Genomic DNA, 26,321 nt, shown 5'->3' with positions numbered 1-26,321 from the left:
ATCACTCACAAAACTAATAGATGAAAAAATTATCACTAGAGTATAATGTTTTACCGCCTAGAAAAACGATAGAGGGTAAAAAATCACCTTCAATTATAATGCTTCACGGCTATGGAAGTAATAAAGAAGATCTATTTTCATTTGCAGAGGAATTACCAAAAGAATTCTGTGTGATTTCAGCACAAGCCCCTATTGAAATGGATATGGGAGGCTATTGCTGGTGTGAAATAAATTTTGAAAATGAAATAAAAGTTATAAATCCACAACAGATAGAAATGTCTGTAAACTTGCTCTTAGAATTTATAAATGAAATAAGTGAAAAATATAATCTAGCTCCAAATGAAATATCATTTATGGGATTTAGTCAAGGGGCTATCCTAGCTTATATATTAGCTTTAAACTATCCAAAAAAAGTTAAAAACGTATTAGCTTTAAGCGGATATATCCTAGAAGATTTTTCTCCTGAATTTATAAAAAAAGAAGACTATTCTCATATAGATTTTTTTATTTCACACGGAAAATACGATGATGTGATTTCAATTAATCTACCTCGAGAATCCCTTGAAATTCTCAAAAAATTTGAACTAAATTTCTCATACAAAGAATATGAAATGGGACATGGTATAGATAAAGATTGTTTCGATGATATGATACAATGGATAAATAAAAAGATATAAATCATTTTTCGAGATGAAATACAATTTTATTGAAATAGAAAAAAAATGGCAAAAATATTGGTCAGACAACCAAACTTTTAAAGCAGAGAATGACAGTAAGGATCCTAAGTGTTACGTATTAGATATGTTTCCCTACCCCTCTGGGGCAGGCCTACATGTAGGCCACGCGTTGGGATATATAGCATCTGACATCTATTCTAGATATAAAAGACACAAAGGGTTTAATGTGCTCCACCCCATGGGATACGATTCATTTGGATTGCCAGCTGAACAATACGCCATTGAAACGGGTCAACACCCACGCATTACCACAGAGAAAAATATATCTAAATACAGAGAACAATTAGATAAAATAGGATTGTCCTTTGATTGGAGTAGACAACTGAGAACATCTAACCCTGATTATTACAAGTGGACTCAGTGGATATTCAGTCAAATATTTAATTCTTGGTACAATAAAGACACAGAAAAGGCTGAAAAAATAGAAGACTTAATCTTAGAGTTTGAAAATAATGGCAACGAAAATATAAATGCCGTATGCGATGATACAGAAATCTTTAATGCCCAAGAGTGGAGAGAAAAAAATCAAAGACAACAGAGAGAGATACTCCTAAATTATAGATTGGCATTTTTATCTGAAACTGTAGTCAATTGGTGTCCTGCACTTGGAACAGTACTGGCCAATGACGAGATAAAAGACGGATTATCCGAAAGAGGCGGCCATAGAGTCGAACAAAAGTCCATGAAACAGTGGAGCCTTAGAATAACGGCATATGCAGATAGATTATTAAGTGGATTAGAAAATATAGATTGGCCTGAATCTATAAAAGAAACACAGAGAAATTGGATAGGTAAATCCATAGGATGCGAGATATACTTTGAGATTTACAATCAAAAGAGCCTACAAAAAGATACGATAACTGTATTTACTACTAGGCCTGATACTGTATTTGGAATATCTTTTATAGCCTTAGCTCCCGAGCATCCACTCGTGAAAAAAATAACTGTTGATAAATATAAAAAAGAAGTAGATGATTATATCTCACAGACAAAAAAGAGAAATGAAAGAGACAGGATATCAAATACTAAAATAATTTCAGGGAAATTTACAGGTTCTTATGCCGTACATCCTTTCACTCAAGAGAAAATCCCAATATGGATAGGAGATTATGTACTTATGAACTACGGCACAGGTGCTGTAATGTCGGTTCCTGCAAATGACAGTAGGGATTACAATTTTGCAAAAAATTTCGACCTTCCAATAAAACAGATAACACTAGAGGGAGATATAAGCAAAGGTGCTTTTGAAAGCAAAGAGGGAACTCTGATAAACTCAGATTTCTTAAATGGACTATCCATAAAGGAAGCTACAGAAAAGCTTTTAGAGATTATAGAAGAAAAGGGTATTGGAAAGAGAAAGATAAATTACAAAATGAGAGATGCTGTCTTTTCGAGACAGAGATATTGGGGAGAGCCTTTTCCAATCTATTTTAAAGATGATACTCCTTATCTTTTAGAAGAAGATGAACTCCCTTTAAAACTCCCAGAAATAGATAATTACCTGCCTACCCAAGAAGGGCACTCTCCTTTGGGAAGACTTAAAAACTGGGAGACTAAAGATGGATATCCTTTAGAAAAAAATACTATGCCAGGTTGGGCTGGATCGTCGTGGTACTTTTTGAGATATATGAATTTAGAGAATGAAGAGAAATTCTTAACAAGGGAAACAGAACAATACTGGAAAGATGTAGATTTATATATAGGAGGAGCTGAACACACAACTGGACACTTGTTATACTCTCGTTTTTGGTTCAAGTTTTTAAAAGATATGGGGATAGTATCCCAAGAGGAGCCTTTTAAAAAATTGATTAATCAAGGCATGATACAAGGCACTAGCGCATTTGTATACAGGATTAAAGGAGAAAATAAATTCGTGTCTAAAGGACTTAAAAATAACTACAAGACTACTGCTCTATACGTTGATGTAAATCTAGTCGAGAATAATATTCTAAATATAGAAGGATTTAAAAAGTGGAGAGTTGAATTTGCAAACAGTGAATTTATCTTAGAAGAGGGAAAATATATATGTGGAAGCGAGGTAGAGAAGATGAGCAAATCAAAGCATAATGTAGTAAATCCAGACGATATAATAAGTAAATATGGAGCAGATACATTCCGTATGTACGAAATGTTTTTAGGGCCACTAAGCCACTCCAAACCTTGGAGTACTCAAGGGATAATAGGAGTTTATAACTTTATTAAAAAATTGTGGAAACTGTATTCCAATGATGAAAAATTTTATGTGAGTGACGAAAGAGCATCCAAAGAAGAATTAAACATTTTACACACAGTTATAAGGAAAGTAGATAAGGACACTAGCAAATTCTCCTTTAATACCAGTGTGAGTGCTTTTATGGTGGCTGTAAATGAATTTAGAAAGTTAAAATGCGATAAAAGAGAAATCTTGGAACCATTTATAATACTCTTATCTCCATATGCCCCACATATATCAGAAGAAATATGGAATAAATTAGGACATAACACTTCTATATCAAAAGAGCCTATGCCTTGTTTCAACAAAGAATTTCTATTAGGATCTGCTGATATAGATTATCCTGTAGCTTTTAATGGGAAAACTAGGTTTAAAATATCTGTTGCAACAGATATGGATTATGAAGATATAGTAGATCTTATAAAAAATCACCAACAGTACGAGAAAAACACTGAAAACAAAAAAGTTAAAAAGATTGTATTTGTCCCAAATAAAATTATAAATGTAGTAATGTGATACACTCTCCCAAAGAAATAAGTGTATTAATAATAGGCGCAAACGGACAGCTAGGCAGTGAGTTTATAAAATTATTCGATAAGACAAAAGTAAACTACACAGCTACTAAAAAATCGGACTTGGATATAACAGACCAAAAGGCTGTAATAGACTTTATAGGATCGAATTATTTTTCTCATATAATAAATTGTGCTGCGTATAACGATGTAGATAAATCAGAAATAAACAGAGAATTATGCAGCAGTATAAATACCAAAGGGCCTCTTCATTTAGCTAAAATATCAAAAAAAATAGGAGCTGTATTTATCACTTATTCAACAAATTTTGTATTCGATGGAAATGCTAATAGCCCTTATAGTGAATCTTCTCTAACCTCTCCCCTATCCTTTTACGGTGAGAGCAAATTACAAGCAGAAAAACTAGTCTTAAAAGAATTGTATGAGTGTTTTATAATTAGAACATCATGGGTTTTTGGCATAAATGGAGATAATTTCAATAAAAGCCTCATAGAATGGGCCAAATACAAAAATGAGATAAATGTGCCATGCGATCAGATATCATCTCCTACATACGCCAAAGATTTGGCTTATTATTCTTGGGAATTATTAAAAACTGATGAATATGGATTATACAATTTATCTGGAGGTGGAGTATGCAGCAAATACCAAAAGGCAGAATTTATATTAAATCAAATAGGATGGAAAGGAAAGCTGAATAAAGTGAGTTCTTCCTATTTTAAAACTCTAGCTAAAAGGCCTAGATATTCTAAAATATCCAACGAAAAGATAGAGAAAACCTTAGGTCTAAAAATTCCTAATTGGAAAGAGTCTACACTAGATTTTTTGCAGAATATTTAGCTAACTAAATATTTTATAAAAGTCCGTTAATAAAAAGCTTCTCAATCAGAATAATTACTGCTATTTTAGATCTCTGATTTGGTTTTTTATCTAAATAGAGATTTGATTGAATCGTTTTTTTGTGGTCAATGGTTTTAATTGAGGTATTAAAGTCATTCGTATTTTTTTAATAATTATAAAAATTTGAAAAAAATGAAAAAAAAAATTTTAAAAAACACTTTATCATTACTAACGCTTGGGTCGATAATCTTTTCTTGTTCTAAATCATCTGAAACAGAGCAGAAAGCTAAAGCAGCGATACAGAAAGTAATTACAAGTATCAATGGTATTGTGTTTACAAAAGCTAAAAATAGTACAGGAAACCCTGCTACTCCTACTGAAGCTTATAAAGCTCTTTTTATTAAAAAGACTCCTGCTCTTCCCTATACTAATAACTTATATAATAAGTTTGAAAATTATACGATTAAAGAATACGGTGTTTTTAAAGTGCTTGTACCATTTGACAAAACATTGAACATAGAAACTGCTGAGACACTAACGGCTACCATTACTCTTAATGGGAAAATAGAACCAAATATCTATTTAGGGGACAGTACAACTCCAATTGATCCTAACGCTACTTCTTTTGATCATGTTATTACAACTAAACTAGTTCACAAGGACCTTATAAAATCTGAAGGAATTAGTCATAGTTTTAAACTCAGCAGAAAAGAAAAAGGTTCTGATCCTGTTGAAAAAGTATGTAAACTGATCTTCGTTCATGATACTCCTTCAACTGATTGTAGTATAATTAAGTTTGCTCTTAGCAAAGGCGCTACTGACGCTACTGGTAATGCTAAAATGACTGTTGCTGGAGGCTTGGCAGTTTTAGGTACTAAAAAACCTACTGGTGACGGAAATACCAAAGCTACCCCTGTAGAATATGAGATAGAAAAAGCTGCTTTCAGTAACATCGCAGCAAATGATGTTCTTAAAGCTGACGCTATGATCCTTCCAGATGGAGCTACCATATCTACGAAGGATGCTGGAGGAGACGATCAAACTAATAAAGACCCGATAATCGATGGTATTACTGTTGCAGCAAATCCAACTGATGATGTTAGTATATATTTTAAAGTAGTAGCCCAAGATGGGGAAACACAGAAGTTCTACAAATTTACATATAAAAATTCCCTTAATACGGAATAAGATAAAACAGTACTATTTTAATGGTTTACTATTTTAATCTCCTGGCTAAAAGTTGGGGGATTTTTTTGTGGGTTATTTTATAAGATGATAAATAAAAAAGCTTCTCAATTAAAATAAAGCTACTAACTTAGTTCTTTGATTTGGTTTTTATCTAAATAGAGATTTGATCGAATCATTTTCTTGTGGTCAATGGATTTAATTGAGGTATTAATGTCATTCGTCTTTTTTTAATAACTATAAAAATTTCAAAAAAATGAAAAAAAAAATTTTAAAAAACATTTTATCATTACTGACTCTTGGTCTTGTAGTTTTTTCTTGTAACAAACCAAGTGAAGGACCTAAAACAGAGGAAGAAGCGATAAAGAACACAATTGCGAACATTAAACGCATTGTATTTACAAAAGCTAAAAATAGTACAGGAACCCCTGCTAGTGCTGCTACTTCTGCTTATGCAGCTCTTTTTGTAAAAAAGACTCCTGCTGTTACATATGCTGACTTAGATACAGAATTTCCTGCAGCTATTCAAGGTGATACTGTTATTAAAGTAACAGTACCATTTGATAAAACATTAAACATAAGTACTGCTGCAACGCTAACAGCTACAATTACTCTTAATGAAAAACCTGGTGAAAATGTTTATTTAGGAGACAAAAAATTAACAGACTCTACCGCTCCTTTTGATTATCCTATTAGCACTCAATTAGTTCATGCCAATTTAATAGAAAGTACAGGAGGTGTTAGCCAAGTTTTAGAAATCAAAAGAAAAGACAAAGATGGCAAGGTTCTTATTAAGAAATCTTTTAAAGTGGTATTTATTCATGATGCTCCTTCGAATAACGCTATTATAGGACCAGATGATTTTAAATTTACTGTTGCTGCTAGTGGTGCTAATCTTGCTACTTCTTTTAGAACTACTACTAACCCAGCTAGAACAGCTAACTCAATAGTTAAAGCTCATCGTGTTACTATTACTGCCAATACTAATGACGGTACAGCTGCTGGTAAAGAAATTGAATTTCAGCTTAGAACTAAAAAGGCTAGCGGTACTGGTGATGATTCTACAATGGGAGAGCTTGAGTCAGCAGCCAATGCTACTACTTATTTCAAAGCAGATGCATTAAAACTTCCTGATGGGGCTTATATTGAGGTTGGAAATACTGAGTGTACTGGTACTCCTTCAGTCTGTAATAATGTCAATCCAATTACTGGAGTTAAAACGGGGGGCACTACTACAGCTGACACTACAGACCTTAAAGGAGCAGGAAGTAATGCAAGTATTAGCTATAACTTCACAGTAGTAGCTCAAGATGGAACGACTAAAAAACATTATAAATTAACAATTAATGCTGCTGCTCCTACTGGCGCTTAGTGTTATTCAAAATCACAATTGATTATTTAAATTATGAAAACAAACAAAGTATTTAAAAACATTTTATCATTACTAACGCTTGGATTAGTAGTTTTTTCTTGTAATAAACCAGGTGAAGGATCTAAGACAGAGGAAGAAGCGATAAAGAACACAATTGCGAACATTAAACGCATTGTATTTACAAAAGCTAAAAATAGCACCCCTGCAACAAACCCTAATACCGCTACTCCTGCTTATGCAGCTCTCTTTGTAAAAAAGACTCCTGCTGTTACATACGCTGACTTAGATACAGAATTTCCTGCAGTTATTCAAGGTGATACTGTTATTAAAGTAACAGTGCCATTTGATAAAACATTAAACATAAGTACTGCTGCAACACTAACAGCTACAATTACTCTTAATGAAAAACCTGGTGAAAATGTTTATTTAGGAGAGACTAAATTAACAGACTCTACTGTGCCTTTTGACTATGAAATTAGCACTCAATTAGTTCATGCTGAATTGAAAAAAACTGCTGGTGTTAGCCAAATTTTAGAAATCAAAAGAAAAGACAAAGATGGAAATGTTCTTATTAAAAAATCATTTAAAGTGGTATTTATTCATAATATTCCTTCGAATCTTTGTACTATAACCAAGTTTGCTCTTAAAAAACCTACTTCTGGCACTACTACCCCTACTGGTAATGCTAAGATTAAAGATGGTGCGACAGGTCTTGCTAATGGAATATTAGTTTTAACTCCCAAAGAAAGTACTGGTAACGGAAATGCAAACAGTACCCCTATAGAATATGAGTTCAAAAAAGATGATCACACAGAAAATAGTGGCCTCGCAGCAAATGATATTCTTAAAGTTGACGGTATGGTTCTTCCCAATGGAGCTACTATATCTACGGATGGTGCAGTTACAAGTTCTGATACTGCAAAAAATCCAATAGAAGAGGGTATTACCATTCCAAGTACTGTTGCTGATACAAGTATATTTTTTAAAATAGTAGCCCAAGATGGGATAACAGAGAAGTTCTATAAATTTACATACAAACACACCTAGTAAGAAATAAGATAAAATGAAATCATTTTAATGGTTTGCCCTTTAAATCCCCTGGCTTAAAGTTGGGGGATTTTTTTGTGGGTTATTTTATAAGCTGATAAATAAAAAACTTCTCAATTAAAATAAAGCTACTAACTTAGTTCTTTGGTTTGGTTTTTATCTAAATAAAGATTTGATTGAATCATTTTCTTGTGATCAATGGTTTTAATTGAGGTATTAATGTCATTCGTCTTTTTTTAATAACTATAAAAATTTCAAAAAAATGAAAAAAAAATTTTAAAAAACATTTTATCATTACTGACTCTTGGTCTTGTAGTTTTTTCTTGTAATAAGCCAAATGCTGAAACTCCTAAAACAGAGGAAGAAGCAATACAGAAAGCAATATCGAATATCAAAAGTATTATATTTACAAAAGCTAAAAATAGCACCCCTGCAACAAACCCTAATGCCGCTAATCCTGCTTATACAGCTCTCTTTGTAAAAAAGACTCCTGCTGTTACATATGCTGACTTAGCTACAGAATTTCGTGCAGTTATTGAAAATGATACTGTTATTAAAGTAACAGTACCCTTTGATAAAACATTAAATATAAATACTGCTGCAACGCTAACAGCTACAATTACTCTAAATGAAAAACCTGGTGAAAATGTTTATTTAGGAGACAAAAAATTAACAGACTCTACCGCTCCTTTTGATTATCCTATTAGCACTCAATTGGTTCATACCAATTTAATAGAAAGTACAGGAGGTGTTAGCCAAGTTTTAGAAATCAAAAGAAAAGACAAAGATGGCAATGTTCTAGTCAAGAAATCTTTTAAAGTGGTATTTATTCATGATACTCCTTCGAATAACGCTATTATAGAACCAGATGACTTTAAATTTACTGTTGCTGCTAGTGGAATTAACGCTATTGCTAATTTTAGAACACTTACAACAGCAAGAACAGCTAACTCAATAGTCAAAGCTCACTATGTTGCTTCTACCGATAGTGATGTAAAAAACGGCACAGAGACCAAACCATTTGAATTTCAGCTTAGAATAGGGAAATCTAGTGACAGCAACGGCACTGCTGATGATTCTGCAAATGGGGAGCTTCCAAAAACTAATGGAGCTACTGCTACTACTTACTTCAAAGCAGATGCATTAAAACTTCCAGATGGGGCTTTTATTGAGATTGGCACTACTGATTGTGCTGGTAGCGGTAGTAGTCCTACTACTTGTGATAATGTTAACCCAATCACTGGAATTAAGAAAACTAATGGTGCTACTGGAGCTACAACAGACCTTAAAGGAGCCGCTAGTAACGCAAAAGTCGAATATAAATTCACAGTAGTAGCACAAGATGGAACGACTAAAAAATACTACAAGTTAACTATTAACGCTAACGCTCCTACTTAGGAGTATTTAAAAAATCAATTAATCATTAAAATTATGAAAACAACTATCTTTTTTAAAAATACTTTATCATTACTAACGCTTGGGTCGATAATCTTTTCTTGTAACAAACCAAGTGAAGGACCTAAAACAGAGGAAGAAGCTATACAGAACACAATTGCGAACATTAAACGCATTGTATTTACAAAAGCTAAAAATAGTACAGGAACCCCTGCTAGTGCTGCTACTTCTGCTTATGCAGCTCTTTTTGTAAAAAAGACTCCTGCTGTTACATATGCTGACTTAGATACAGAATTTCCTGCAGTTATTCAAGGTGATACTGTTATTAAAGTAACAGTGCCATTTGATAAAACATTAAACATAAGTACTGCTGCAACGCTAACAGCTACAATTACTCTCAATGAAAAACCTGGTGAAAATGTTTATTTAGGAGACAAAAAATTAACAGACTCTACCGCTCCTTTTGATTATCCTATTAGCACTACATTGGTTCATACCAATTTAATAGAAAGTACAGGAGGTGTTAGCCAAGTTTTAGAAATCAAAAGAAAAGACAAAGATGGCAAGGTTCTTATTAAAAAATCTTTTAAAGTGGTATTTATTCATGATGCTCCTTTGGATAACGCTATTATAAGACCAGATGATTTTAAATTTACTGTTGCTGAGAGTGGGATTAACGCCATTGCTTCTTTTAATTCTCATACTGCTGCTCCTGCAGCTAGTAGTATAATAAAAGCTCATTATGTTGCTTCTACTACTAGTAGCACTAAAGATGGCACAGAGTCTAATCCATTTGAATTTCAGCTTAGAAAGGCAAAAGCTAATACTGCATATTCTGCAAATGGTGGAGAGCTTAAGACTGATGGAGTTGATAATAGTGCTTATTTCAAAGCAGATGCTTTAAAACTTCCAGATGGGGCCTATATTGAACTAGGCACTACTGATTGTTCTGGTAATACCACTACTACTCCTTGCAGTAATGTCAATCCAATTACTGGAGTTAGAACAGGCGGAACCGCTAGCACTACTACAACAGACCTTAAAGGTCACTCTACATCTGGAACAGCAGTCGAATATAAATTCACGGTAGTAGCTCAGGATGGAAAGACTAAAAAATACTATAAGTTAACTATTAATGCTGATGCTCCTACTGATAGTAATTAGTATTATTCAAAATCACGATTAATTAATTAATTATTTAAATTATGAAAACAAACAAAATATTTAAAAACCTTTTATCACTACTAACTCTTGGGATGGTGATCTTTTCTTGTAACAAACCAGGTGAAGGACATAAAACAGAGGAAGAAGTAGTACAAAGAGCAATTGCAAACATTAAAAGCATTGTATTTACAAAAGCTAAAAATAGCACCACTGAAACAAACCCTAATACCGCTAATCCTGCTTATGCAGCTCTTTTTGTAAAAAAGACTCCTGCTGTTACATATGCTAACTTAGCTACAGAATTTCCTGCAGTTATTGAAGGAGATAGTGTTATAAAGGTAACAGTGCCATTTGATAAAACATTAAATATAAATACTGCTACAACGCTAACAGCTACAATTACTCTCAATGAAAAACCTGGTGAAAATGTTTATTTAGGAGACAAAAAATTAACAGACTCTACCGCTCCTTTTGATTATCCTATTAGCACTACATTGGTTCATGCCAATTTAATAGAAAGTACAGGAGGTGTTAGCCAAGTTTTAGAAATCAAAAGAAAAGACAAAGATGGCAATGTTCTAATCAAGAAATCTTTTAAAGTGGTATTTATTCATGATACTCCTTCGAATAACGCTATTATAGGACCAGATGATTTTAAATTTACTGTTGCTACTGCTGGTGCTAATTTTAACCTTGCAGCTTCGTTTAGAACTCTTGGTACTTCTACTACTACTAGGGCAGCTAACTCAATAGTTAAAGCTCATTATGTTACTCCTAATAATAATGATAAAGATGGTACACTGGCTAAACCATTTGAATTTCAGCTTAGAATAGGGAAAACTAGTGACAGCAACGGCGCTGCTGATGATTCTGCAAATGGGGAGCTTCCAAAAACTAATGGAGCCACTGCTACTACTTATTTCAAAGCAGATGCTTTAAAACTTCCAGATGGGGCTTATATTGAGGTTGGTAATACTGCTTGTCCTACTACTGCTACTGATAGTAAGATAACTTGTGATAGTGTAAATCCAATTACTGGCGGCACTGATGGTCAACAGCTTAAAGGAAATGGCACTAATTCTAACAAATTAGAATACAAATTCACAGTAATAGCACAAGATGGAACGACTAAAAAATACTACAAGTTAACTATTAACGCTAGCGCTCCTAGCTAGTTAGGAGTATTCAAAGATTGAATTAATTATTTAAATTATGAAAACAAATATTTTTAAAAACCTTTTATCACTACTAACTCTTGGGGTGGTGATCTTTTCTTGTAACAAACCAAGTGAAGGACCTAAAACAGAGGATGAAGTTATACAGAAAGCAATTGCGAATATTAAAAGCATTGTGTTTAAAAAGGAGAAAAATAGCGCAACAGGAAACACTTCTGCTACTCCTGCTTATGCAGCTCTTTTTGTAAAAAAGACCCCAGCTCTTCCATACACTGATGATATATATAAAAAAATTGATGCAGTTATTGAAGGAGATAGTGTTATTAAAGTACTTGTGCCATTTGATAAAACATTAAATATAAATACTGCTACAACGCTAACAGCTACAATTACTCTCAATGAAAAACCTGGTGAAAATGTTTATTTAGGAGACAAAAAATTAACAGACTCTACCGCTCCTTTTGATTATCCTATTAGCACTACATTGGTTCATGCCAATTTAATAGAAAGTACAGGAGGTGTTAGCCAAGTTTTAGAAATCAAAAGAAAGGATAAAGATGGAAATGTTCTTATTAAAAAATCATTTAAAGTGGTATTTATTCACGATACTCCTTCAAAAAATTGTAGCATAACTAAATTTGCTCTTAAAAAAACTGCTACTGGTACTAATAATGATGGCAACGCTAAAATATCTGCTGCTGGTATAGCTGATGGAGGCTTGTTAGTTTTAACTCACGAACAAAATACTGGTGACGGAAGTGACAACACTAAACATATAGAATATAAGATCGTAAAAAATACTCACGCATCTAGCCTTTCAGAAAATGATGTTCTTAAAGTTGACGCTATGATTCTTCCCGACGGAGCTACTATATTGACAACTGATGCAAGTGCGACTGCGGCTAATAATGTAGATCCAATAAAAACTGGTATTACCGTTCCAGCTACTTCTACTAATACTAAAAGTATATGTTTTAAGGTAGTAGCCCAAGATGGGGAAACACAGAAGTTCTACAAATTTACGTATCAAGGTTCTTAGTAAGAAATAAAATAAAACGAAATCATTTTAATGGTTTGCCTTTCAATCCCCTGGCTTAAAGTTGGGGGATTTTTTTATGGCTTATTTTATAAGATGATAAAAAAACTTATCATTTAAAATAAAGCTACTAACTTAGTTCTTTGATTTGGTTTTTTATCTAAATAGAGATTTGATTGAATCATTTTCTTGTGATCAATGGTTTTAATTGAGGTATTAAGGTCATTCGTCTTTTTTAATAATTATAAAAATTTCAAAAAAATGAAAAAAAAATTTTTAAAAAACATTTTATCATTACTAACGCTTGGGTCGATAATCTTTTCTTGTAACAAACCAAGTGAAGGACCTAAAACAGAGAAAGAAGCAATACAGAAAGCAATATCGAATATCAAAAGTATTGTATTTACAAAAGCTAAAAATAGCACCCCTGCAACAAACCCTAATACCGCTAATCCTGCTTATGCAGCTCTTTTTGTAAAAAAGACTCCTGCTATTACATATGTTGACTTAACTACAGAATTTCGTGCAGTTATTGAAGGAGATAGTGTTATTAAAGTACTTGTGCCATTTGATAAAACATTAAATATAAATACTGCTACAACGCTAACAGCTACAATTACTCTCAATGAAAAACCTGGTGAAAATGTTTATTTAGGAGACAAAAAATTAACAGACTCTATCGCTCCTTTTGATTATCCTATTAGCACTACATTGGTTCATGCCAATTTAATAGAAAGTACAGGAGGTGTTAGCCAAGTTTTAGAAATCAAAAGAAAAGACAAAGATGGAAATGTTCTTATTAAGAAATCTTTTAAAGTGGTATTCGTTCATGATATTCCTTCGAATCTTTGTACTATAGGACCAGATAATTTTAAATTTACTGTTGCTGCTGCCAATGGCAGTATTAATACAGTTACTAACCTTACTCCAGAGGGAACAAATGCTGCTACTCCTGCAACTGGTAGTACAATAAAAGCTCATTATGTTACTCCTACTGATGCCACTACTAATTCAAGTTCTGCTCCATTTGAATTTCAGCTTAGAAAGAGTACAAATAGTAGTAGTACTCCTGGAGAGCTCCCTACTGCTGGAGTTGCTGAGACTGCTTACTTCAAAGCAGATGCTTTAAAACTTCCAGATGGTGCTTATATTGAGGTTGATGCTACCGATACTGCTTGCAGCGGTAATGATTGTAACAATATCAATCCAATTACTGGAGTTAGAACAGGCGGAACCGTTAGCACTACTGCAACAGATCTTAAAGGTGCTTCTGGCTCTAGTGCAATTAGTTATAAATTCACAGTAGTAGCACAAGATGGAACGACTAAAAAATACTACAAGTTAACTATTAATGCTGCTGCTCCTACTAGTTAGTAGTATTCAAAATCACGATTAATTATTTAAATTATGAAAACAAACAAAATATTTAAAAATACTTTATCATTACTGACTCTTGGTCTTATGGTTTTTTCTTGTTCTAAACCATCTGAAGACCCCAAGACAGATCAAAACTCAAAAGCATTAGACTTAGAAGTTACTTCTGTAAAGATTGAGAAAGCTCAAAATCTAAATGAGTCAAAGAAAACTGAGGTTTCTGAATTCTACGAAAAACTCTTTATTACTAAAACTCCTGCTAGAGACAAAAAATTAGCTGCCACCGAAGCTTCTAACGGTTATCCAGATAAGTTTGAAGCTAAAGATGGGGATATAAAAGGAGACACTATTTTTATAAAATTTCCTTATAACCCAAATTTTGTAGCATTATCAGCGAATATAATTATTAAGACTAAGGTTACTTTTAAATCTTCTGTTGATGTTTTCTTAGAAGATAAAAACGGCAAAAAGCTTCCTATTAAAGGAACAAAGGTAGAGCTTCCTGTTAAAGTAGCTGCAAAAGATCTTACTAAAAAAACCTTAGAAGATGCATCTACTAAACAAGTTTTTAGATTCACTAAACCTGGAGCTACTGCTAATGACCCTATTTCTGTAAAAGAATATACCGTAGTTCTTAAGTTCTCAGAAACTAAATCTCAAGATTGTACTATAGAACAAGATGCTTTTGGGTTTGTAGTTAATACTGCTACTTCTGATGCGGCTAATCTTAAAGCTTCTTTTAGAACTACTAGCACAGCTAGAGTAGCTGGTGATAAAGTATTTGCTCATTATGTTGCTCCTAATGGCAATGATAAAGACGGCACAGAGGCTAAACCATTTGAATTTCAGCTTAGAAAGGCGAAATCTGGTGCTACTAATACCAATCCTGATTCTACAGAGGGGGAGCTTGTAGAAAATGGGGCTACTGCTAACCAATATTTCAAGGCAGATGCTTTGAAACTTCCAAATGGGGCTTTCATTGAGGTTGATAAAAATGCTTGTCCCACTAGCGCTACTAGTAATGTTATTACTTGTGGTAGTATAAATCCAATTACTGGAAATGGAGCTTCAAGTACTGATGGTCAGCAGCTTAAAATATATTCTTCTACTGCAACTGACGCTCATAGTTATATGTTCACTGTAGTAGCACAAGATGGAACGACTAAAAAATACTATAAACTAACAATTAATGCTGCTGCTCCTAACTAGTTAGTAGTATTCAAAATCACAATTAATTATTTAAATTATGAAAACAAACAAAATATTTAAAAACATTTTATCATTACTAACGCTTGGATTAGTAGTTTTCTCTTGTAACAAACCAAGTGAAGGACCTAAAACAGAGGAAGAAGCGATAAAGAACACAATTGCGAACATTAAACGCATTGTATTTACAAAAGCTAAAAATAGTACAGGAACCCCTGCTAGTGCTGCTACTTCTGCTTATGCAGCTCTTTTTGTAAAAAAGACTCCTGCTGTTACATATGCTGACTTAGATACAGAATTCCCTGCAGTTATTCAAGGTGATACTGTTATTAAAGTAACAGTACCATTTGATAAAACATTAAACATAAGTACTGCTGCAACGCTAACAGCTACAATTACTCTTAATGAAAAACCTGGTGAAAATGTTTATTTAGGAGACAAAAAATTAACAGACTCTACCGCTCCTTTTGATTATCCTATTAGCACTCAATTAGTTCATGCCAATTTAATAGAAAGTACAGGAGGTGTTAGCCAAGTTTTAGAAATCAAAAGAAAAGACAAAGATGGCAAGGTTCTTATTAAGAAATCTTTTAAAGTGGTATTTATTCATGATGCTCCTTCGAATAACGCTATTATAGGACCAGATAATTTTAAATTTACTGTTGCTTCTTCTCACAATGTTGTAGGTTCCTTTAGAACTATTACTAGTCCAAAAGCTAGAGCAATTGGTGATGTAGTAAAAGCTCATTATGTTACTCCTACTAGTAGCACTACTAATTCAAGTTCTGCTCCATTTGAATTTCAGCTTAGAACTAAAAAGACTAGCGGTACTGGTGATGATTCTACAATGGGAGAGCTTGAGCAAGCAGTCACTGCTACTGCTTATTTCAAAGCAGATGCTTTAGTTCTTCCAGATGGGGCTTATATTGAGGTTGGTAATACTGCTTGTCCTACTACTGCTACTGATAATAAGATAACTTGTGATAGTGTAAATCCAATTACTGGCGGCACTGATGGTCAACAACTTAAAGGACATGGCACTAGTACTAACAAATTAGAATACAAATTCACTGTAGTGGCTCAGGATGGAAAGACTAAAAAATACTATAAATTGACAATTAATGCTGATGCTCCTAACTAGTTAGTAGTATTCAAAATCACAACTAATTATTTAAATTATGAAAACAAACAAAATATTTAAAAGCATTTTATCATTACTAATGCTTGGGTCGATAATCTTTTCTTGTAATAAACCAGGTGAAGGACCTAAAACAGGAGGAGAAGATATACAAAAAGCAATTGCTAATATTATAAGCATTGTATTTACAAAAGCTAAAAATAGTACAGGAACCCCTGCTAGTACTGCTACTTCTGCTTATGCAGCTCTTTTTGTAAAAAAGACTCCTGCTGTTACATACGCTGACTTAGATACAGAATTTCCTGCAGTTATTCAAGGTGATACTGTTATTAAAGTAACAGTGCCATTTGATAAAACATTAAACATAAGTACTGCTGCAACACTAACAGCTACAATTACTCTTAATAAAAAACCTGGTGAAAATGTTTATTTAGGAGACAAAAAATTAACAGATTCTACCGCTCCTTTTGATTATCCTGTTAGCACTACATTAGTTCATGCTAATTTAATAGAAAGTACAGGAGGTGTTAGCCAAGTTTTAGAAATCAAAAGAAAAGACAAAGATGGCAATGTTCTAATCAAGAAATCTTTTAACCCGCATTATTCATAGTCATACTAAAATAGATTAGACGTGATATTTTTTCCTTAACTTTTTTACTAATCGAAGAGAACTCATCTTCTTTGTCGTTTTTTTGCACCTTTTTTTAGGATGACAATGCTCTTTTTTGGTGTTTTTACATGGTTTTTTAACGACAAGGCGTAACTATCCCAAGGTTGTTCATTTCACAAATAAACAACCGTTACTGGGTAATAATTTCCCGAAATAAACCCTTGTAAACAAAAGATTTAGATAGCTGATCATAGATTCGCCTTTTGGTAATTTTAATCGTTGCTCCTACCTTGAGAAGATAGGTTCTAATCGAACTGATTAACCATTTTTTTGCTACTTCAAATCTTGTTTTCTTTATCTTCTGTTTCAGTAATAAAAACATTTCATAGGCAAGACTACTCATCATAAGTCGAAAAAAATTAGCAAGAAAACTATGATTTGACAAACGATCAGAAAAACACATATTTTTAACTTCTTTTATTCTATTTTCACTTGAATCACCTCTTTTCACATAAAAGTCAAAGTAAATTTCTCTAGCATCCTTTTGGGGAAGATTACTAGAAAAATGCCTTATGTTCATCCCTAATCCTGTACTCTCAACTTTAGAATAGCACTGTTGAGGCTTGTGCCAACTCTTGGCTTTGTACGTAAAACTCATAAAAATGTTGGTGCTTCTCTCCCTGATCTAAATACATTTTTTTTACAGCATTTTTTTGACCAAGATACCTTTCTTTTTAAAACTTCATTGCTCGCTATGCCTGTCCATATAGTAAATCAAAATCATCTACTAATTGGTAAAAAAGGAGCGCAACTAAAGCCGCTATCACTTCTAATAATTATTTCCATCTCTGGGTGACTCTCACGTATTTTGATAATTATTCGCTTTAAAATACTCACATACCATTTATTAGAATGACTATTTCCTGGGCGGAGTACAGGAAGGATAATCTGTCCTGTTTTTCCATCATGAAAAAATAGTTCATTGTACATGAATTGACTATAATAACCGTTAAACATTGACAATTGTTGACTGCCATGAGTTGGATCATCAGTTGAATCTACGTCAATAACTATTCTCTTACGATCAGATAAACTTGAAACATATTTGTATAACCACGCATCACAAAACTTAAAAACAGCTTGTTTGTCAAAGCTATTCTCAAATCTTGATATAGTAGGTTGAGAAGCCAAATCACCTTGAAGAACATCTTTGAATAAAGGATCGTTATGTAAATGATTAACATCATTGGCGTCTTCATAGCCTAACATGATCATATAAACCCTTTGTTTTAACTGTTGCTTTCTGGTATAAGTAATAAATCTAGAGTCTCGAGTATCAGGCAAAAGTTTACTGTAATAATGAATCAATCTATGATCTCTTTCTAGTTTTTCAAGCATGATTAAAGATCCATCAGAGCTAATTTCTGATGATGAAAAAGTTAACTCAACAGAAGTTTTCCCTCTATAAAATAATGTGTTTTTATTCCTCATTTTTGGGCTATATTAAAGTATGTTTCTTTGGACTTTAATGCCTTAAAATTAACACTTTATGCGCAATATTTAAAGGGTAACTATGAATAATCTGGGTTAAAGTGGTATTTATTCATGATACTCCTTCTAATCTTTGTGATATAACAAAGTTTGCTCTTAAAAAAGCTAGTGATACTAGTAATAACAATGGGAATGGAAAAATTAAGAATGATCAGTTAACTAGTGGTGTATTAGTTTTAACTTCCAAACAATCCACTGGTAACGGAGATACAAACGCTACCCCTATAGAATATGAATTCAAAAAAGCTGATCACGCAACAGATTCTTCTTCTGGCCTCGCAGCAAATGATATTCTTAAAGTTGACGGCATGATTCTTCCAAATGGAGCTACTATATCTACTGAGAATGATGCAGCTGAATCATCTAATTCTTCACACATAAAAAATCCAATAGAAGAGGGTATTACTATTGACTCTTCTCCCGCTACTAAAAGTATATATTTTAAAATAGTAGCCCAAGATGGGGAAACACAGAAGTTCTATAAATTTACGTATACACATTCTTAGTAAGAAACGAGATAAAACGAAATCACTTTAATGATTTGTCTTTTAATCCCCTGACTTAAAGTTGGGGGATTTTTTTGTGGCTTATTTTATAAGCTGATGAATAAAAAAGCTTCTCAATTAAAATAAAGCTACTAACTTAGTTCTTTGATTTGGTTTTTATCTAAATAGAGATTTGATTGAATCATTTTCTTGTGATCAATGGTTTTAATTGAGCTATTAAGGGCATTCGTCTTTTTTAATAATTATAAAAATTTCAAAAAAATGAAAAAAAATTTTTAAAAAAACATCTTATCATTANTAACACTTGGATTAGTAGTTTTTTTTTGTAACAAACCAAGTGAAGGACCTAAAACAGAGGAAGAAGCTATACAGAGAGCAATTGCGAACATTAAACGCATTGTATTTACAAAAGCTAAAAATCTTTGTAAAAAAGACTCCTGCTGTTACATATGCTGACTTAGCTACAGAATTTCCTGCAGTTATTCAAGGTGATACTGTTATTAAAGTAACAGTGCCATTTGATAAAACATTAAACATAAGTACTGCTGCAACGCTAATAGCTACAATTACTCTAAATGAAAAACCTGGTGAAAATGTTTATTTAGGAGACAAAAAATTAACAGATTCTACCGCTCCTTTTGATTATCCTATTAGCACTACATTGGTTCATGCCAATTTAATAGAAAGTACAGAAGGTGTTAGCCAAGTTTTAGAAATCAAAAAAAAAGACAAAGATGGCAATGTTCTAATCAAGAAATCTTTTAAAGTGGTCTTTGTTCATGATATTCCTTCGGATAACGCTATTATAGGACAAGATGATTTTAAATTTACTATTGCTGCCAGTGGCATTAACACTATTACTAACCTTACTCCAGTGGCAACAAGCTCTGTTACTGCTCCTACAGCTGGTAGTATAATAAAAGCTCATTATGTTGCTTCTACTAATGGTAGCACTAAAGATGGCACAGAGTCTAATCCATTTGAATTTCAGCTTAGAAAGAGTGACAGTAGCAAAACTACTCCTGGCGAGCTCCTTGCTGCTGGAGTTGGTAATACCGATTATTTCAAAGCAGATGCTTTAAAACTTCCAGATGGAGCCTATATTGAACTAGGCACTACTGATTGTTCTGGTAGTACCACTACTACTCCTTGCAGTAATGTCAATCCAATTACTGGAGTTAAAACTGGCGGAACCACTAACACTACTACAACAGACCTTAAAGGTCATTCTACATCTGGTACAGCAGTCGAATATAAATTCACAGTAGTAGCACAAGATGGAACGACTAAAAAATACTACAAGTTAACTATTAATGCTGCTGCTCCTACTAGTTAGTAGTATTCAAAATCACGATTAATTATTTAAATTATGAAAACAAACAAAATATTTAAAAATACTTTATCATTACTGACTCTTGGTCTTGTGGTTTTTTCTTGTTCTAAACCATCTGAAGACCCCAAGACAGATCAAAACTCAAAAGCATTAGACTTAGAGGTTACTTCTGTGAAGATTGAGAAAGCTCAAAATCTAAATGAGTCAAAGAAAACTGAGGTTTCTGAATTTTACGAAAAGCTCTTTATTACTAAAACTCCTGCTAGAGACAAAAAATTAGCTGCCGACGAAGGTTCTAACGGTTATCCAGATAAGTTTGAAGCTAAAGATGGGGATATAAAAGGAGACACTATTTTTATAAAATTTCCTTATAACCCAAATTTTGTAGCATTATCAGCGGATATGATTATTAAGACTAAGGTTACTTTTAAATCTTCTGTTGATGTTTTCTTAGAAGATAAAAACGGCAATAAGCTTCCTATTAAAGGAACAGAGGTAGAGCTTCCTGTTAAAGTAGCTGCAAGAGATCTTACTAAGGCGACATTAGAAGCTGCATCTACTAAACAAGTTTTTAGATTCACTAAACCTGGAGCTATAGCTAATGACCCTATTTCTGTAAAAGAATATACCGTAGTTCTTAAGTTTTCAGATAGTAAATCTGATCTATGTGCTATAGAACCAGATGCTTTTGGGTTTAAAGTTGGTGGTACTAGTAATGCTAATCTTATAGCTTCTTTTAGAGCAACTAAAACAACAGGCGATATAGTTAGAGCTCATTATGTTGCTCCTAATAGCAATGATAAAGATGGCACAGAAACCAGACCATTTGAGTTTGAGCTTAGAAAGGCTAAAAGTACTGCTAGTACTCCAACCCCTACTGATACTACGGATGGCGAGCTTAAAACTACTGGAGTTGAAGCTACTGCTTATTTCAAAGCAGATGCATTAAAACTTCCAGATGGGGCGTTTATTGAGATTGGCGATACGCCTTATCCTGCTACTGCTAATAGTAATATTTTTGCCTGTAATAGCGTTAATCCAATTACTGGAAACACAAAATCTATTACTAATGGTCAAAATCTTAAAGGTAATGCTGATGCATCTAGTAAAAAAAGTGAATACAAATTCACAGTGGTAGCACAAGATGGAACGACTAAAAAATACTACAAGTTAACTATTAATGCTGATGCTCCTACTGGTAGTAATTAGTATTATTCAAAATCACGATTAATTAATTATTTAAATTATGAAAACAAACAAAATATTTAAAAACCTTTTATCACTACTAACTCTTGGGGTGGTGATCTTTTCTTGTAACAAACCAGGTGAAGGACCTAAAATAGAGGAAGAAAATATACAGAAAGCAATTGCGAATATTAAAAGCATTGTGTTTAAAAAGGAGAAAAATAGCGCAACAGAAAACACTTCTGCTACTCCTGCTTATGCAGCTCTTTTTGTAAAAAGGACCCCAGCTCTTCCATACACTGATGATATATATATAAAATTTGATGCAGTTATTGAAGGAGATAGTGTTATTAAAGTACTTGTGCCATTTGATAAAACATTAAATATAAATACTGCTACAACGCTAACAGCTACAATTACTCTCAATGAAAAACCTGGTGAAAATGTTTATTTAGGAGACAAAAAATTAACAGACTCTACCGCTCCTTTTGATTATCCTATTAGCACTACATTGGTTCATGCCAATTTAATAGAAAGTACAGGAGGTGTTAGCCAAGTTTTAGAAATCAAAAGAAAAGACAAAGATGGCAATGTTCTAATCAAGAAATCTTTTAAAGTGGTCTTTGTTCATGATATTCCTTCGGATAACGCTATTATAGGACAAGATGATTTTAAATTTACTATTGCTGCCAGTGGTATTAACACCATTACTAACTTTACTCCAGTGGGAACAAATGCTGTTACCCCTACAGCTGACACTACAATAAAAGCTCATTATGTTACTCCTACTGGTGAAGATAGGAAAGGGACAGAGGATAAGCCCTTTGAATTTCAACTTAGAAAGAGTGCAGATAGCAGTAAAACTCCTGGCGAGCTCCTTGCTGCTGGAGTTGGTAATACCGATTATTTCAAAGCAGATGCTTTAAAACTTCCAGATGGAGCCTATATTGAAGTTGATGCTACCACTGCTGCTTGCAATACTAATGATTGTAACAATGTCAACCCAATTACTGGAATCAAGAGTGGAACAACTACCGCTACAGTTGGTCAGACAGACCTTAAAGGTCATTCTACATCTGGTACAGCAGTCGAATATAAATTCACAGTAGTAGCACAAGATGGAACGACTAAAAAATACTACAAGTTAACTATTAATGCTGCTGCTCCTACTAGTTAGTAGTATTCAAAATCACGATTAATTATTTAAATTATGAAAACAAACAAAATATTTAAAAATACTTTATCATTACTGACTCTTGGTCTTGTGGTTTTTTCTTGTAATAAACCAACTGAAGACCCCAAGGCAGATCAAAACTCAAAAACATTAGACTTAGAAGTTACTTCTGTGAAGATTGAGAAAGCTCAAAATCTAAATAGTGGAAAGACTGAAGTATCTGAGCTTTACGAAAAGCTCTTCATTACAAGAACTCCTGCTAGAGACAAAAAATTAGCTGCCGACGAAGGTTCTAACGGTTATCCAGATAAGTTTGAAGCTAAAGATGGGGATATAAAAGGAGACACTATTTTTATAAAATTTCCTTATAACCCAAATTTTGTAGCATTATCAACGGATATAATTATTAAGGCCAAGGTTACTTTTAAATCTGCTGTTGATGTTTTCTTAGAAGATAAAGACGGCAAAAAGCTTCCTATTAAAGGAACAGAGGCAGAGCTTCCTGTTAAAGTAGCTGCAAGAGATCTTACCAAGGCGACATTAGAAGCTGCATCTACTAAACAAGTTTTTAGATTCACTAAACCTGGAGCTATAGCTAATGACCCTATTTCTGTAAAAGAATATACCGTAGTTCTTAAGTTCTCAGAAACTAAATCTCAAGATTGTACTATAAAACCTACTGATTTTGGATTTAAAGTTGCTAGTGCTAATTTTAACCTTGCAGCTTCGTTTAGAGCTATTACTAGCACAACTAGAGCAGCTAACTCAATAGTTAAAGCTCATTACGTGGCTCCTTCTAATGGTGATAAAGACGGTACAGAGGCTAAACCATTTGAATTTCAGCTTAGAATAGGACAAGATAGCAAGGACAGTGAATCTGATGATTCTAAATATGGAGAGCTTGTAAAAACTAATGGAGCTACTGCTACTACTTACTTCAAAGCAGATGCTTTAATTCTTCCAAATGGGGCTTATATTGAAGTTGGTAAAACTGCTTGTCCTACTACTGAAAATAGTGGTGTTTTTATTTGTGATAGTGTTGATCCAATTACTGGCGGCACTAATAGTCAAAATCTTAAAGGTAATGCTGAGGGATCTACTAAAAAAAGTGAATACAAATTCACAGTAGTAGCACAAGATGGAACGACTAAAAAATATTATAAATTAACAATTAATGCTGCTGCTCCTACTGGTGCTTAGTGTTATTCAAAATCACAATTTATTATTTAAATTATGAAAACAAACAAAGTATTTAAAAACATTTTATCATTACTAACGCTTGGATTAGTAGTTTTTTCTTGTAACAAACCAAGTGAAGGACCTAAAACAGAGGAAGAAGCTATACAGAACACAATTGCGAACATTAAACGCATTGTATTTACAAAAGCTAAAAATAGCACCACTGCAACAAACCCTAATACCGCTACTCCTGCTTATGCAGCTCTTTTTGTAAAAAAGACTCCTGCTGTTACATACGCTGACTTAGATACAGAATTTCCTGCAGTTATTCAAGGTGATACTGTTATTAAAGTAACAGTGCCATTTGATAAAACATTAAACATAAGTACTGCTGCAACACTAACAGCTACAATTACTCTTAATAAAAAACCTGGTGAAAATGTTTATTTAGGAGACAAAAAATTAACAGATTCTACCGCTCCTTTTGATTATCCTATTAGCACTAAATTGGTTCATAGTGAGTTAATAAAAAGTACAGGTGGTGTTAGCCAAGTTTTAGAAATCAAAAGAAAAGACAAAGATGGTAATGTTCTTATTAAGAAATCTTTTAAAGTGGTATTTGTTCATAATGCTCCTTCGAATCTTTGTACTATAGGACAAAATGATTTCAAATTTACTGTTGATACTACACATAATATTGTAGGCTCTTTTAGAACTACTTCACCTGCCAGGGAAGCTGGCACTATAGTAAAAGCTCATTATGTTGCTCCTAATAATAATGATAAAGACGGCACAGAGGCTAAACCATTTGAATTTCAGCTTAGAACTAAAAAGAATACTGGTACTGGTGATGACTCTACAATGGGAGAGCTTGAGCAAACAGCCAATGCTACTACTTATTTCAAAGCAGATGCATTAAAACTTCCAGATGGTGCTTTTATTGAAATTGGAACTAGTACTGATGCTTGCACTACTAGCGAATGTAATAATGTCAATCCAATTACTGGAATTATAACAGGTGGAACTGCTAACGCTACTACAACAGACCTTAAAGGTTTTACTAGCTCTATTAGTTATAAATTCACAGTAGTAGCACAAGATGGAACGACTAAAAAATACTACAAGTTAACTATTAACGCTAACGCTCCTAGTTAGTAGGCTTCAAAAACTCCAATTAATTTATTTAAATTATGAAAACAAACAAAATATTTAAAAACATTTTATCATTACTGACTCTTGGTCTTGTGGTTTTTTCTTGTTCTAAACCATCTGAAGACCCTAAGGAAGGTCAAAACTTAAAAGCTTTAGACTTAGTAGTTACTTCTCTGAAATTTGAGAAAGCTAAAAATCTAAAAGAAACTAATGTTTCCGAGTTTTATGAAAAGTTATTTATTACAAGAACTCCTGCTAGGGATAAAAACAAAACTAAAACTGATAGTGAAACCGACAACGGTTATCCAGCTATGTTTTCGATTGAAACAGCAGATATAGTAGGAGATAGTATCATAAATATAAAACTTCCGTTTAACTCAAAGTTTACAAACTTAACAGGTAAGGCTAGTGCTACGGCTACTATTACTTTTAAATCTGCTGCTCAAGGCGTTAAATTAGGGGAGACTACTATCAACGGTACTACTGCGGATATTACTTTTGAAGTACCTACAACGGAGCTTACTAAGGAGAAATTAAGCGCTGCATCTACTAAAAAAGTTTTTAGATTTACTAAACCTGGAGCTACTCCTACAGACGCTCCTTCAGTAAAAGAATATACCGTAGTTCTTAAGTTCTCAGAAACTAAATCTGATCTATGTACTATAGAACAAGATGCTTTTGGGTTTGTAGTTAATACTGCTACTTCTGGTGCGGCTAATCTCACAGCTTCTTTTAGAAGCGTTAATTCTACTGCTAAAGCAGCTGGTGATAAAGTATTTGCGCATTATGTTACTGGTAATAGCAGTAAGAGAGGGTCAAGTAAAACTGATGCAATTGAGTTTGAGCTTAGAAAAGGTAAAGATGCTACTACTGCTGGCGACTCTGCAAATGGGGAGCTTGTAGCTACTACTGGAGCTACTGCTAGCCAATATTTCAAAGCAGATGCATTAAAACTTCCAGATGGGGCTTATATTGAGGTTGGTAAAACTGCTTGTCCTACTACTGCTACTGGTAATAAGATAATTTGTGATAGTGTCAATCCAATTACTGGAAATACTAGTTCAAGCACTGATGGTCAGCAGCTTAAAATATATTCTTCTACTGCAACTGACGCTCATAGTTATATGTTCACTGTAGTAGCTCAAGATGGAACGACTAAAAAATACTACAAGTTAACTATTAACGCTAACGCTCCTAGTTAGTAGGCTTCAAAAACT

23 protein-coding genes are annotated in these 26,321 nt (G+C 33.3%); 21 read left to right on the top strand and 2 right to left on the bottom strand.

All coding sequences use genetic code 11. The features are described from left to right. Positions 1–20: 20 nt before the first annotated feature. The 14 genes from JBKA6_RS05705 (at position 21) to JBKA6_RS05640 (ending at position 17,024) form a co-directional block, all read left to right on the top strand. Positions 21–677, top strand: a complete 657-nt coding sequence (locus tag JBKA6_RS05705; protein ID WP_096686715.1) for an alpha/beta hydrolase — start codon at positions 21–23, stop codon at positions 675–677. A gap of 13 nt (positions 678–690) precedes the next feature. Continuing rightward, positions 691–3,465: a leucine--tRNA ligase gene (gene leuS, locus JBKA6_RS05700; RefSeq protein WP_096686713.1), complete on the top strand. Its 2,775-nt coding sequence runs from the start codon at positions 691–693 to the stop codon at positions 3,463–3,465. After that, entirely contained in the window at positions 3,462–4,322 is an 861-nt protein-coding gene (rfbD, locus tag JBKA6_RS05695; RefSeq protein WP_197703100.1) for a dTDP-4-dehydrorhamnose reductase, read from the top strand. Before leuS ends, rfbD begins: the two co-directional genes overlap by 4 nt. 192 nt (positions 4,323–4,514) lie before the next feature. After that, on the top strand, positions 4,515–5,510 hold the full coding sequence (locus JBKA6_RS05690) for a hypothetical protein (protein ID WP_096686711.1): 996 nt from the start codon (positions 4,515–4,517) through the stop codon (positions 5,508–5,510). Positions 5,511–5,763: 253 nt separating this feature from the next. Then, positions 5,764–6,879, top strand: coding sequence for a hypothetical protein (locus JBKA6_RS05685; RefSeq protein WP_096686709.1), 1,116 nt, complete (start codon positions 5,764–5,766; stop codon positions 6,877–6,879). A 33-nt stretch (positions 6,880–6,912) separates the two neighbouring features. After that, entirely contained in the window at positions 6,913–7,926 is a 1,014-nt protein-coding gene (locus JBKA6_RS05680) for a hypothetical protein (protein WP_096686707.1), read from the top strand. Between the two features lie 714 nt (positions 7,927–8,640). Continuing rightward, positions 8,641–9,324 (top strand): hypothetical protein, encoded by a 684-nt coding sequence (locus JBKA6_RS05675; RefSeq protein ID WP_096686705.1) that lies wholly within the window; start codon positions 8,641–8,643, stop codon positions 9,322–9,324. A gap of 33 nt (positions 9,325–9,357) precedes the next feature. Continuing rightward, positions 9,358–10,485 carry a hypothetical protein gene (locus JBKA6_RS05670; protein ID WP_096686703.1) on the top strand — a complete coding sequence of 376 codons (1,128 nt, stop codon included), beginning with the start codon at positions 9,358–9,360 and terminating at the stop codon, positions 10,483–10,485. A gap of 41 nt (positions 10,486–10,526) precedes the next feature. Further along, positions 10,527–11,660, top strand: a complete 1,134-nt coding sequence (locus JBKA6_RS05665; protein ID WP_157776971.1) for a hypothetical protein — start codon at positions 10,527–10,529, stop codon at positions 11,658–11,660. A gap of 37 nt (positions 11,661–11,697) precedes the next feature. Continuing rightward, positions 11,698–12,699, top strand: coding sequence for a hypothetical protein (locus tag JBKA6_RS05660; protein WP_157776970.1), 1,002 nt, complete (start codon positions 11,698–11,700; stop codon positions 12,697–12,699). Positions 12,700–12,957: 258 nt separating this feature from the next. Beyond that, positions 12,958–14,070: a hypothetical protein gene (locus JBKA6_RS05655; protein ID WP_096686697.1), complete on the top strand. Its 1,113-nt coding sequence runs from the start codon at positions 12,958–12,960 to the stop codon at positions 14,068–14,070. A gap of 33 nt (positions 14,071–14,103) precedes the next feature. After that, positions 14,104–15,279, top strand: coding sequence for a hypothetical protein (locus JBKA6_RS05650; protein WP_157776969.1), 1,176 nt, complete (start codon positions 14,104–14,106; stop codon positions 15,277–15,279). Positions 15,280–15,316: 37 nt separating this feature from the next. Beyond that, complete coding sequence (locus tag JBKA6_RS05645; RefSeq protein WP_096686693.1) at positions 15,317–16,417, top strand: hypothetical protein; 1,101 nt, start codon at positions 15,317–15,319, stop codon at positions 16,415–16,417. Positions 16,418–16,454: 37 nt separating this feature from the next. Further along, positions 16,455–17,024, top strand: coding sequence for a hypothetical protein (locus JBKA6_RS05640; protein WP_157776968.1), 570 nt, complete (start codon positions 16,455–16,457; stop codon positions 17,022–17,024). Positions 17,025–17,214: 190 nt separating this feature from the next. Here JBKA6_RS05640 and JBKA6_RS07960 read toward each other — a convergent pair whose 3' ends face one another. Both JBKA6_RS07960 and JBKA6_RS07955 read right to left on the bottom strand, forming a co-directional pair. Beyond that, positions 17,215–17,682, bottom strand: coding sequence for a transposase (locus JBKA6_RS07960; protein ID WP_096686689.1), 468 nt, complete (start codon positions 17,680–17,682; stop codon positions 17,215–17,217). Positions 17,683–17,804: 122 nt separating this feature from the next. Continuing rightward, positions 17,805–18,515, bottom strand: a complete 711-nt coding sequence (locus JBKA6_RS07955; RefSeq protein ID WP_096686687.1) for a transposase — start codon at positions 18,513–18,515, stop codon at positions 17,805–17,807. A 101-nt stretch (positions 18,516–18,616) separates the two neighbouring features. Between JBKA6_RS07955 and JBKA6_RS05625 the strand changes: the two genes are divergently transcribed. From JBKA6_RS05625 to JBKA6_RS05595, 7 genes are all read left to right on the top strand, one after another. Then, positions 18,617–19,081, top strand: a complete 465-nt coding sequence (locus JBKA6_RS05625) for a hypothetical protein (RefSeq protein WP_096686685.1) — start codon at positions 18,617–18,619, stop codon at positions 19,079–19,081. Positions 19,082–19,418: 337 nt separating this feature from the next. Further along, positions 19,419–20,417, top strand: coding sequence for a hypothetical protein (locus JBKA6_RS05620; RefSeq protein WP_096686683.1), 999 nt, complete (start codon positions 19,419–19,421; stop codon positions 20,415–20,417). Between the two features lie 33 nt (positions 20,418–20,450). Beyond that, positions 20,451–21,623: a hypothetical protein gene (locus tag JBKA6_RS05615; protein WP_096686681.1), complete on the top strand. Its 1,173-nt coding sequence runs from the start codon at positions 20,451–20,453 to the stop codon at positions 21,621–21,623. Positions 21,624–21,660: 37 nt separating this feature from the next. Beyond that, a complete protein-coding gene (locus tag JBKA6_RS05610) occupies positions 21,661–22,776 on the top strand; it encodes a hypothetical protein (protein WP_096686679.1) in 1,116 nt (371 codons plus the stop codon). 33 nt (positions 22,777–22,809) lie between these two features. Beyond that, positions 22,810–23,973 (top strand): hypothetical protein, encoded by a 1,164-nt coding sequence (locus JBKA6_RS05605; RefSeq protein WP_096686677.1) that lies wholly within the window; start codon positions 22,810–22,812, stop codon positions 23,971–23,973. 33 nt (positions 23,974–24,006) lie between these two features. Further along, positions 24,007–25,107 (top strand): hypothetical protein, encoded by a 1,101-nt coding sequence (locus tag JBKA6_RS05600; protein ID WP_096686675.1) that lies wholly within the window; start codon positions 24,007–24,009, stop codon positions 25,105–25,107. Between the two features lie 35 nt (positions 25,108–25,142). Next, positions 25,143–26,306: a hypothetical protein gene (locus JBKA6_RS05595; protein WP_157776966.1), complete on the top strand. Its 1,164-nt coding sequence runs from the start codon at positions 25,143–25,145 to the stop codon at positions 26,304–26,306. Positions 26,307–26,321: the final 15 nt, after the last annotated feature.

It is taken from the genome of Ichthyobacterium seriolicida (assembly GCF_002369955.1).
Taxonomy (GTDB): domain Bacteria; phylum Bacteroidota; class Bacteroidia; order Flavobacteriales; family Ichthyobacteriaceae; genus Ichthyobacterium; species Ichthyobacterium seriolicida.
Note: the sequence above shows the minus strand (reverse complement) of the source record. Positions and strands in the feature narration are given on the sequence as shown.

Coding starts and splice junctions, on each gene's coding strand:
- JBKA6_RS05705 (WP_096686715.1), top strand. CDS start 21: ATGAAAAAATTATCACTAGAGTATAATGTTTTACCGCCTAGAAAAACG.
- leuS (WP_096686713.1), top strand. CDS start 691: ATGAAATACAATTTTATTGAAATAGAAAAAAAATGGCAAAAATATTGG.
- JBKA6_RS05690 (WP_096686711.1), top strand. CDS start 4,515: ATGAAAAAAAAAATTTTAAAAAACACTTTATCATTACTAACGCTTGGG.
- JBKA6_RS05685 (WP_096686709.1), top strand. CDS start 5,764: ATGAAAAAAAAAATTTTAAAAAACATTTTATCATTACTGACTCTTGGT.
- JBKA6_RS05680 (WP_096686707.1), top strand. CDS start 6,913: ATGAAAACAAACAAAGTATTTAAAAACATTTTATCATTACTAACGCTT.
- JBKA6_RS05670 (WP_096686703.1), top strand. CDS start 9,358: ATGAAAACAACTATCTTTTTTAAAAATACTTTATCATTACTAACGCTT.
- JBKA6_RS05665 (WP_157776971.1), top strand. CDS start 10,527: ATGAAAACAAACAAAATATTTAAAAACCTTTTATCACTACTAACTCTT.
- JBKA6_RS05660 (WP_157776970.1), top strand. CDS start 11,698: ATGAAAACAAATATTTTTAAAAACCTTTTATCACTACTAACTCTTGGG.
- JBKA6_RS05655 (WP_096686697.1), top strand. CDS start 12,958: ATGAAAAAAAAATTTTTAAAAAACATTTTATCATTACTAACGCTTGGG.
- JBKA6_RS05650 (WP_157776969.1), top strand. CDS start 14,104: ATGAAAACAAACAAAATATTTAAAAATACTTTATCATTACTGACTCTT.
- JBKA6_RS05645 (WP_096686693.1), top strand. CDS start 15,317: ATGAAAACAAACAAAATATTTAAAAACATTTTATCATTACTAACGCTT.
- JBKA6_RS05640 (WP_157776968.1), top strand. CDS start 16,455: ATGAAAACAAACAAAATATTTAAAAGCATTTTATCATTACTAATGCTT.
- JBKA6_RS07960 (WP_096686689.1), bottom strand. CDS start 17,682: ATGAGTTTTACGTACAAAGCCAAGAGTTGGCACAAGCCTCAACAGTGC.
- JBKA6_RS07955 (WP_096686687.1), bottom strand. CDS start 18,515: ATGAGGAATAAAAACACATTATTTTATAGAGGGAAAACTTCTGTTGAG.
- JBKA6_RS05615 (WP_096686681.1), top strand. CDS start 20,451: ATGAAAACAAACAAAATATTTAAAAATACTTTATCATTACTGACTCTT.
- JBKA6_RS05610 (WP_096686679.1), top strand. CDS start 21,661: ATGAAAACAAACAAAATATTTAAAAACCTTTTATCACTACTAACTCTT.
- JBKA6_RS05605 (WP_096686677.1), top strand. CDS start 22,810: ATGAAAACAAACAAAATATTTAAAAATACTTTATCATTACTGACTCTT.
- JBKA6_RS05600 (WP_096686675.1), top strand. CDS start 24,007: ATGAAAACAAACAAAGTATTTAAAAACATTTTATCATTACTAACGCTT.
- JBKA6_RS05595 (WP_157776966.1), top strand. CDS start 25,143: ATGAAAACAAACAAAATATTTAAAAACATTTTATCATTACTGACTCTT.